The following is a 9,585-nucleotide window of genomic DNA, read 5'->3' as shown; positions in this document are numbered from 1 at the left end:
CGGCAAGTCCGGGCGCGTCCGCGCTGATTTCGACAATCTCTCCGGCGACCTCGTGGCCAAGCACGAGCGGCGATGTGACGACAAAATCGCCGGTCCGCGCATGACGGAAATAATGCAGGTCCGAACCGCAGATGCCGCCTGCGCCGAAACGCACGCGCACCATTCCCGGCGTGAGGGGGCCGAGCGGATGCTCGACGACACGCAGATCCTCGGGGCCGAACAGCGTCGCGGCGACTGCGCTGTCGGTCATCGGATCAGTCCCATTTGCGTCGGCAGCCACAGCGTGATGGCGGGGATGAAGGTGATCAGGATCAGCGCGACAATCAACGGGACGAGCCAGGGCAGAATTGCCATAGTCGTACGCTCGACCGACAGCTTGGCGACCCGCGAGAGGACGAACAGCACCATGCCGAGCGGCGGATGGAGGAGACCGATCATAAGATTAAGCGTCATGATCAGACCGAAATGCACAGGATCGATCCCGTAGAGGACCACGATCGGCAGGAGGATCGGAACAAGGATCGTGATAGCGGCGATCGTGTCGAGGAAACAGCCGACTACCAGCATCAGGATGTTCACCAGGATCAGGAACACCCATTTGTTTTCGGTCAGCGATGTGATGAAGACCGAGAAGAGCTGCGCCGCCTGACTGACCGTGAGCAACCAGGCGAAGATCGACGCTGCTGTGACGATGAAGAGGACTGACGCGGTCGTCTCGATCGTGTCGAAACTGGCCTTGGCCAAGGCTGCGAGTGTCATCGTGCGATAGCGCACGAGCCCGAGAAACAACGACCAGATGACGGCGGCCATGGCCGCTTCGGTCGGCGTGAACCAGCCCATGGTCATGCCGCCGATCAGGATGATGGGTGTCATGAGCGCCATGACGGCGGAGAAATCGAAATACCAGTCGCAGGCGATCAGGACGACGAGCGCGATGCCAACGGCAATATTGAGCGACAGTCCCATCTCGACAAGGACATAAACCGCCACGGGAAAGCAGCATACGACGGCTACCTCGATCGAGGCGGCGGCGAGCCGGTTCAACTTGAACGGCGTGTCCGAACCCCAGCCCCGGCGATGGGCGAAGATCGCGACCGTCACCATCATCAGCACCGTCATGACGACGCCGGGCAGGATGCCGGCCATGAACAGCGCGCCGATCGAGACGTTGGCCATCATGCCGTATATGACGAAGGGCAGCGACGGCGGGAAGATCGGACCGAGCGTCGAGGACGCCGCGGTGACGCCGACGGCCGCCTCCACGGGATAGCCGTGGTCGCGCATCGCCTTGATCTCGATAGTGCCGATACCGGCGGCATCGGCAAGGGCTGCGCCCGACATGCCGGCGAAGACCACCGATCCGATGATGTTCACCTGGGCGAGACCGCCCTTCATCCAGCCGACAAGCGCCAGCGCGAAGGAATAGATCCGCCCGGTGACGCCGGCGATGTTCATGAGATTGCCGGCGAAGATGAAGAACGGCACGGCGAGCAGCGGAAAGCTCTCGACACCGGCTATCATGCGCTGCGCGGCAATGATGTCGGGCGCCACGCCATAGAAGACGAGATAGAGCAGCGACGACACCGCCATCGACGCAGCGACGGGCACACCGACCAGCATCAGGACGAGAAACGCTCCGATCAGAAGCAGCATGGCCTATTCCCCCAGTCCGTCGAACGCGGCGGGGCGCTCCAGCGCCGAGTAGCCACGGCGGATGTTGCCGATGAATACCTGGATGGCGCGCAGCATCATCAGCACGAAACCGGCGAAGACGGCGTAGAAGACGACGTTGCGCGGCAGGTTGATGGTGACCATCCGCTCGCGGTGGACGATCCCGACATAGCGCCAGAGGAGCCAGGACATATAGGCGAAGAAGCAAATGGTAATCAGATCGACCGCGAGCGCCAGGTAGCGCCCCGCCCCAGCGGGGAGGTAATGATAAAGCACGTCGACGTGGATGTGGCGCGTGGTGCGCGTGCACATGACCGAGCCCAGGAAGACCACGACGACGAGGCAGTTGATGGCGATCTCCTCGGTCCAGGCAAAACTGTTGTTCATGACGTAGCGCGTGAAGAACTGCAGGAACACGCAGAGCGACATGCCCCAGAACACGGCGAGCGTGAGCCAGTCTTCCACCGCGTATCGCGACAGATCGACGGGCGCGGTTTCTTCCTCGAATGCATGCGCCAGTTCTTCGGGGGTAACCTGGGTGTGGACCTCTTGGGTCATCGGCAAGCTCCGGACACCGTTGGGACAGCGGCAGACCCGACGCGCTTGTCGCGCCGGGCCGGGATTGATGCAGGTTACTTGACGGCGCGGATCGCCTCCCAATCCTCCTTGCGGTAGCCGAACTCCTCGAACGTCACCTTCTCCATCACGTTCTTTTCGAAATCGGCGCGATCGACTTCGGTGACGGTGAGACCGCGTTCCTTGAAGGTCTCAACCAGGGCCTTCTCGCGATCGACGATGATCTTTGTCGCTCGCGCGGCAGCTTCCTGCATCACCTCGGTGAAGATCGCCTTGTCCTCGTCCGACAATTGCGACCAGCGCGATTGCGACACGATCGTGTTGAGATGGTCGACGATGTGTCCGGTCAGGATAATATGCTTTTGCACTTCGTAGAACTTCTTGGCGTCGATCGTCGTCAGCGGGTTTTCCTGCGCTTCCACCGTGCCCTGCTGCAAGGCGAGATAGACCTCGGCGAAGGCGATCGGCGCGGTGTTGGCGCCGCAGGCGCGCGGCATGGCGAGATAGGCCGGCACATCAGGCACGCGGATCTTCAGGCCCTGCATGTCGGCGCATTTTTCGATCGGCCGGTTGGAGGTCGTGTGACGGGTGCCGTAGTAGGTGGTCGCCGTGATGTGATGGCCGGACGCCTCTTCGTAGCCGCCGGTCAACTCCTTGTATTTGTCGCTCTTGGTGTAAGCGAGCAGATGATCGGCGTCGCGGAAAGTGAACGGGAAGTAGGTCACGCCGATCGGTGGGAATTCGCGGGCGGCGAAGCTCGATCCGGAGATGATGATGTCAACCGTGCCGAGGGTCAGCCCCTGGTTGATGTCGGCTTCCTTGCCGAGCTGCGAGGCCGGGAAGACGTCGATTGTATAGCGGCCGTCGGTACGCTTCTTGATCTCTTCCGCCGCCCACACGGACTCGGTGTGGAAGGGTTCGGACGTTTCGTAGACGTGAGCCCATTTCAGCGCGGTTTGTGCAGAGGCCGAAGCCATGGACAGAGCGATTGCGGCGATCGTGCCGAGCAGAACGGCGTATTTTCTCAACATCATATTCCTCCCTGTGATTGGATTTGACTGTGCCGACAGGATCCTCCCGGTCGGCCGACTCCTATCCCGCGACCTCCTTGGCCGCAGATTTCTCACCGAAATTGCGTGAGAATCTCAGTTGAGACTGACGCAGATGTTCCTGCATGGCGGCCTTGGCCCGTTCGGGCTCGCGCGCCGCGATCGCGTCGCGCACCGCGCGATGCTCCTCCGCGGCGGCCCGCCAGGACTCCCTGTTCTCGAAATAGCTCGACAGGCGTTCGAAATATGGGTTCATGCGCTGGTCGAAAAGCTCGCCGATGAAGCGCACCAGGACGGCGTTTCCGAGAATGCCCGCCACCATCGTATGGAACTCGCGGTCGAGCGCGATCGTCGTCCTGGTCGGGTGAAGTATGTTCTCCATGCGGCGCAGCACGTCGTCCATATGTTCGATGTCGATCGGCTGAACCTGGAGGGCGGCTTCGGCGGCGATCGCCCCTTCGATGAACTCGCGCGCCCGCAACAGCTCAAACGGGCCTTCATCCATTTCTGCCGTCAAAATTTCGGCACGCGGCGGTTCGGTGACGTAGATGCCCGAGCCGACGCGAATGCGTATGCGCCCCTCGACCTCGAGCGCGATCAGCGCTTCACGGACGGTCGGGCGGGAGATGCCAAGCTGATCGGCCAGTTCGCGCTCGGTCGGCAGCCGATCGCCGACTGCGAACTCGCCCGCGTCGATCAGCTGCCTGAGCTGATCGGCGATCTGTCGGTAAAGTCGACGCGGTTCAACGGCCTGGATCGGCATTGTTACCCATTCTACTTCAACGGAATCATTAGGCTGATCGCGGATCGGTAAATTGGTCTGACCTATTGATCAAACCTGCCGCGAAAAAGGCTGAGAGTCAAGCAGCAGAGAACGCCCATGGAACCCATTCTCCGTGACTTTCTTGGAAACGACGGATCGGCCATGGCTGGACGGCAACTCTTGAACTTCCAGCAGCTGGAAGGATTTGGCTTCCGCCGGCGGACAATTATTTCACCATCAACGGCCGCACCTATCCTTCGACGGACGCGATCAGGATGAAAGTCGGCGAAACTCTGAAAGTGCGCTCATCGGCACCAATGTGCCACTTGTGGCAGCCGATCATGCTGCGGCGACTTCCGGCACCGTAGCATATCTCACCTGCGCAATGAGTATAGGCCGAGAGGGGGCGCCAAGGCAGCTAGGGGAGCCGTGTCATCGAGCCAGTGGATAGGTCTGCGGCGACTTCCGATATGCCTCTTCACAACGCGGCGAACAAAACCATGGCCCTTCTGGGGCGGCCCGTCGATAGGATGCATACGGAGCATGCATCTTGCACACTGGATCGATCCAGGCCGGGTCAGGCGAGGGGGCAAGTTCGATCTCGTAAAGAGGGATTTCATCAGCTACCGACCGCAGCGCCACCTCTCCGAGATCCCGCACCAAGATGCCTTTGGCGGCAGCGGCGTCGGCAATGGGTTGAGTCGCAAGCAATTGACCGGGGAACGCAAGCGCAGCAATACGTGCCGCTATGTTGACGGTCGATCCAAACAGATCACCTGCCCTGCGGATGACCGGTCCATGGTTCAGCGCCGACCGGGTGAGCGGAAGGCGCGGTTCTTCCCGGCATGCCTGCAACAGCGTTCCAAGCGCCTGGATCGCTAACTCCGGCTCCGGAAACGAGAGCATCGCTTCATCCCCGATCCACTTGATCGGAGGCTCGTAGCCAGCGAGCGCCTCGCGGACCATGCTCTCGAAAATCTCGAGCACATCGATTGCCGCTGCATCTCCATAAACGTCCGCGATGGCGCTAAAGCCCGCAAGATCGATGAATGCCACCGTAGCCGAAGCGCCGACGGAACTCTGCGTCTGGCTCATATCCCTGTCCATGCGAAGTTATTTAACGCCTGTAACATGATTTCGCGAATCTCGGACGCGATCGTCAGAGCTCCAGGGCGTCGGTACGCCACACCGCAGACCTCCCTTCGAGTGAAATTGGCGAAGGCGTTAGCCGCCTGTTTCCTCGGGAACACTTTGGTCTCGCAAAGTGTTTTGCCGCGTGGCAAAGGCGAAAGGGAGCGTGAACATGCGCGCGGTCATCATTGGCGCAGGCATCGCCGGACTTGCAGTGGCCAAGGGCCTGCGGTTGCTCGGATGGGAGACCGAGATTTACGAGCAGGCGAGCGAACTGAAACCTCTGGGTGCGGGTCTCAGTCTCAGCGCCAATGCGCTTCGTGCCCTTCGTACGCTCGGGCTCTACGAAGCGGTTGTGGCCGAGGCGCAGCCAATACACAGGCTCGATCTTCTCGACGACAAGGGACAAGTTCTCCAATCCACGGATTTTCAGCGCTTCAGTAAGCAATATGGTCACCTCAGCATGGCCGTGCTGCATCGCGGCGATCTCCACAAGGCCCTTCTTTCGGAACTACCACGTTCGATCATCCGCACCGAAATGGAATGCGTGGATGCTCGGCAGGTTGGCGACAACATCGCCCTGCGCTTTGCGAATGGGGAGATTGTGGAAAGCGAGCTGGTGCTCGCTTGCGATGGCATTCACTCCGCGGTTCGTAGAGCGCTGTTTCCGCAATCTCGTGAGCATTTCGCTCGCTACGCTTGCTGGCGAGCCATCGCGCCCGGTTTCCCGCAAGGAATGGACCCCGCGCGTCTTACCGAAAGCTGGGGAGCCGGAAAACGCATCGGCCTGGCCGCGATCCCCGGCGAAAGGGTCTACTGGTTTGCTTGCTGTGGTGCCAATCACCGGGACGACCCCAAGCTGGCTCAGGCCGATCTTGCAGAAGTGCAGGCGATGTTTTCCGGATTTCACGAGCCAGTCCCGGAGGTCCTTGATCGGACCCCGGCGGACTCGCTGATCTGGGCGGACATTCTCGATCTCGATCCAATGCCCTCGTTCACGCGCGGAAGAGCGGTTTTGCTTGGCGACGCCGCGCATGCCGTGACGCCAGATCTGGGACAAGGCGCCGGACTTGCCATGGAAGACGCGGCCGTTCTTGCAGCGTTGTTCGGGCGGCTTCCGGCCGACCGGGCCATCCGCGAGTATGACAAACGCCGTCTCGACAGGGCACATAGGGTCGCGGTTGAATCACGCCTCTATGCCAAAATTGCGCAATGGCAGAACCCGCTTGTCGTCCCGCTACGCAACTTGCTGGTAAAGAGCATACCGGAGTATTTCATGGACCGGCAGCTCGAGGCGGTTCTTGATATAGATTTCGAGCCTGTCAGGGCCGCCGCCTAGCGCCGGCGATTAAACGCACCAATCGTCCAATTTTCTGTCGGCGGCATAGTGGCTAAGGCCTTGGCGGCGAGTGAGGGGGCACCCATCTCATCCTGCGGCAACCCCCGGGGACGCGCCGGCCATATCGCGGCGGAAGGTAAGAGATCATTTTGCAGAAAGCCACTTGACCTTCCAGTAACTGGAAACCGTAGGTGGTGGGGGAGTTGCCCATTTAGGAGTGCTCCATGAGCGACCGTCACGATCACGCCACCCACACCGACATATCGCATGGCTCGTGCTGTTCCTCGCACGCGTCGGCCGCTACCTCGATCGTCGTCATCCGCGATCCGGTCTGCGGTATGACGGTCGATCCGGCCGCCGGAAAGCCTTCGGCGACCTTCGGCGGCCATAACTATCATTTCTGTTCGGAAGGCTGCAGGACGAAATTCATGAAGGAGCCGGAAGCCTTTCTCAAGGCGATCGATCCAGTTTGCGGCATGACCGTCGAGCGCGCCACAGCGAAGCACTTCGCGCGCCACGAAGGCAAGGGTTTCTACTTCTGCTCGGCCGGCTGCAAGGGTAAGTTCGAGGCCAACCCCGGCAAATTTCTGAGTGGCCGGCCAGCGTCGGAGCCGATGCCGAAGGGCACGCAATACACCTGCCCCATGCATCCGGAAATCATCCGCGACAAGCCGGGTTCCTGCCCGATCTGCGGCATGGCGCTGGAACCGATGGGCGTGCCGACTGGCGACGAGGGTCCTAATCCGGAACTCGTCGATTTTACCCGTCGACTCTGGGTAAGTGCTGTCCTGTCGATCCCGCTGCTTCTGATCACCATGGGACCGATGTTCGGCCTGCCGTTCCGCGACTGGCTCGGCGAGCAGCCGGCAGCCTGGATTGAGTTGGCGCTGGCGACGCCGGTGGTGCTATGGGCGGCCATCCCCTTCTTCCATCGCGGCTGGGATTCGATCATCAACCGCAGTCCGAACATGTGGACGCTGATCTCGATCGGGGTCGGCACGGCCTATGTCTACAGCGTCGTGGCGACGTTGTTCCCCAACCTCTTTCCGCACCAGTTCCGCGGCCATGGCGGCACGGTTCCGGTCTATTTCGAGGCGGCCGCGGTGATCGTCGCGCTGGTCTTTCTCGGCCAGGTGCTCGAACTGAAGGCAAGGGAGCGCACCGGCTCGGCGATCCGCGCGCTTCTCGACCTCGCGCCGAAGACGGCCAGGCGGATTGCGGCAGACGGTTCGGAGGCAGACGTGCCGCTCGACGAGGTGAAGGCGGGCGAGCGGCTGCGCGTGCGGCCCGGCGACAGTGTGCCGGTCGACGGAACCGTGCTCGAAGGCCGCTCCTCAGTCGACGAATCAATGCTGAGCGGTGAATCCGTTCCGGTCGAGAAGACGGCTGGCTCCCCAGTCACAGGCGGCACGCTCAACAAGAACGGAACGCTCGTCATCCGCGCCGAGAAAGTCGGCGCAGATACGATGCTGTCGCGCATCGTCGAAATGGTCGCCAAGGCACAGCGCTCGCGCGCGCCTATCCAGGGCCTTGCCGACCGCGTCTCATTCTACTTCGTGCCCACTGTCGTTCTCGTCGCCGTCGTCGCCTTCATCGTCTGGGCGGTTATCGGCCCGCAGCCGAGCATGGTTTTCGCCATCGTGTCGGCCGTCTCGGTGCTGATTATCGCCTGTCCCTGCGCACTCGGGCTGGCGACGCCGATGTCGATCATGACGGCCACGGGGCGTGGCGCACAGGCCGGCGTGCTGATCAAGGAGGCGGAAGCGTTGGAACGCTTCGCTAAGGTCGATACGTTGATCGTCGACAAGACCGGCACGCTTACCGAGGGCAGGCCGAGGCTGACGGATGTCGTCGGGCTCAACGGTTTTCCTGAGACCGAACTGCTCGGCCTTGCCGCCAGTCTGGAAAAGGGTTCGGAGCATCCGCTGGCCGAGGCGATCGTCGAGGGCGCGCGGGAGCGCGGCGCAGAAATCGGCGAGGCCGGTGACTTCGAGGCCGTCACCGGCAAGGGAGTCCGAGGGGCCGTCAAGGGCCGCGCTGTCGCGCTCGGCAACGCGCTGCTTATGGACGATCTGGGCATCGGCTTGGAGGTGGCGAAGGAGCGTGCCGATGCGCTGCGGTCCGACGGCAAGACCGTGATGTTCGTTGCGACCGACGGCAGGCTTGCCGGTCTCGTCGCCGTCGCCGATCCGATCAAGGCGACAACGGTGGAAGCGATCCGCGCGCTGCACGACAGCGGGCTCAGGATCATTATGGCGACGGGCGACAACGAGCGCACCGCCAAAGCTGTAGCTTCGAGGCTCGGCATCGACGAAGTCAGGGCCGATATGCTGCCCGAAAGCAAGAAGACGCTGATCGATGAGCTGCATGCGAAAGGTGCAGGCGTCGCGATGGCCGGCGACGGCGTTAACGACGCGCCCGCATTGGCGGCGGCCGATGTCGGCATTGCGATGGGAACGGGAGCCGATGTTGCGGTCGAGAGCGCCGGGATCACGCTGCTCAAGGGCGATCTCAACGGCATCGTCCGGGCGCGGCGGCTGTCGCAGGCGACGATCCGCAACATCAAGGAGAACCTGTTTTTCGCCTTCGTCTACAACGCGCTCGGCGTACCGGTAGCGGCGGGTATTCTCTACCCGGTTTTCGGCACGCTGCTGTCGCCGATGATCGCGGCAGCGGCAATGAGCCTTTCGTCGGTTTCCGTGATCGGCAACGCGCTACAACTGCGTTCGCGGAGGCTTGGAGGTCAGATCATGAACATAGGAACCGCCGCAGAAAAGTCCGGCCTGCCGCCAAAGACCATCCGATACTACGAAGACATCGGTCTTCTTAGGCCTGATCGTGCCGACAACGGGTACAGGGATTATTCGACGGCCGACGTGCATCGCCTGCGCTTCCTGCAGCGGTCCCGAAGCCTTGGCTTCTCTGTGGAGGAATGCCGACAGCTCCTTTCGCTCTACCGCGACAAGGAGCGCGAGAGCGCGGATGTGAAGGCCATAGCGGAAGCCAAGCTCGCTGAAATCGACCGGAAACTTGCGGAACTCGCCGGACTGCGGGAC

Annotated in this window: 8 protein-coding genes and 1 pseudogene; 3 read left to right on the top strand and 6 right to left on the bottom strand. The window is 61.8% G+C overall.

The window, feature by feature from the left end; genetic code table 11:
• The 6 genes from EOA85_RS18570 to EOA85_RS18545 all read right to left on the bottom strand — a co-directional run.
• Nucleotides 1–250, bottom strand: a 250-nt coding sequence (locus tag EOA85_RS18570) for an alcohol dehydrogenase catalytic domain-containing protein (RefSeq protein ID WP_164759735.1), incomplete at its 3' end; no start/stop codon positions are given.
• Complete coding sequence (locus EOA85_RS18565; RefSeq protein ID WP_127210697.1) at nt 247–1,653, bottom strand: TRAP transporter large permease; 1,407 nt, start codon at nt 1,651–1,653, stop codon at nt 247–249. The genes EOA85_RS18565 and EOA85_RS18570, both read right to left, overlap by 4 nt.
• 3 nt (nt 1,654–1,656) lie before the next feature.
• On the bottom strand, nt 1,657–2,229 hold the full coding sequence (locus EOA85_RS18560; RefSeq protein ID WP_127210696.1) for a TRAP transporter small permease: 573 nt from the start codon (nt 2,227–2,229) through the stop codon (nt 1,657–1,659).
• Between the two features lie 74 nt (nt 2,230–2,303).
• Entirely contained in the window at nt 2,304–3,278 is a 975-nt protein-coding gene (locus EOA85_RS18555; RefSeq protein ID WP_127210698.1) for a sialic acid TRAP transporter substrate-binding protein SiaP, read from the bottom strand.
• Nucleotides 3,279–3,339: 61 nt separating this feature from the next.
• Nucleotides 3,340–4,059, bottom strand: coding sequence for a FadR/GntR family transcriptional regulator (locus EOA85_RS18550; RefSeq protein WP_127210695.1), 720 nt, complete (start codon nt 4,057–4,059; stop codon nt 3,340–3,342).
• 432 nt (nt 4,060–4,491) lie between these two features.
• Nucleotides 4,492–5,154 (bottom strand): hypothetical protein, encoded by a 663-nt coding sequence (locus tag EOA85_RS18545; protein WP_245485859.1) that lies wholly within the window; start codon nt 5,152–5,154, stop codon nt 4,492–4,494.
• A gap of 208 nt (nt 5,155–5,362) precedes the next feature.
• Here EOA85_RS18545 and EOA85_RS18540 point away from each other — a divergent pair, with 208 nt between their 5' ends.
• From EOA85_RS18540 to EOA85_RS39075, 3 genes and pseudogenes are all read left to right on the top strand, one after another.
• Complete coding sequence (locus tag EOA85_RS18540) at nt 5,363–6,529, top strand: FAD-dependent monooxygenase (RefSeq protein ID WP_127210693.1); 1,167 nt, start codon at nt 5,363–5,365, stop codon at nt 6,527–6,529.
• 224 nt (nt 6,530–6,753) lie between these two features.
• Nucleotides 6,754–9,267 (top strand): annotated as a pseudogene (locus EOA85_RS18535) (heavy metal translocating P-type ATPase); the annotation flags it as partial.
• A 12-nt stretch (nt 9,268–9,279) separates the two neighbouring features.
• On the top strand, nt 9,280–9,585 hold a 306-nt coding region (locus tag EOA85_RS39075), incomplete at its 3' end, for a MerR family transcriptional regulator (RefSeq protein ID WP_245485861.1).

The sequence above is a fragment of the Mesorhizobium sp. M5C.F.Ca.IN.020.29.1.1 genome (genome assembly GCF_003997375.1).
GTDB classification, from domain to species: domain Bacteria; phylum Pseudomonadota; class Alphaproteobacteria; order Rhizobiales; family Rhizobiaceae; genus Mesorhizobium; species Mesorhizobium wenxiniae.
This window is presented reverse-complemented; position numbering and strand designations above follow the sequence as displayed.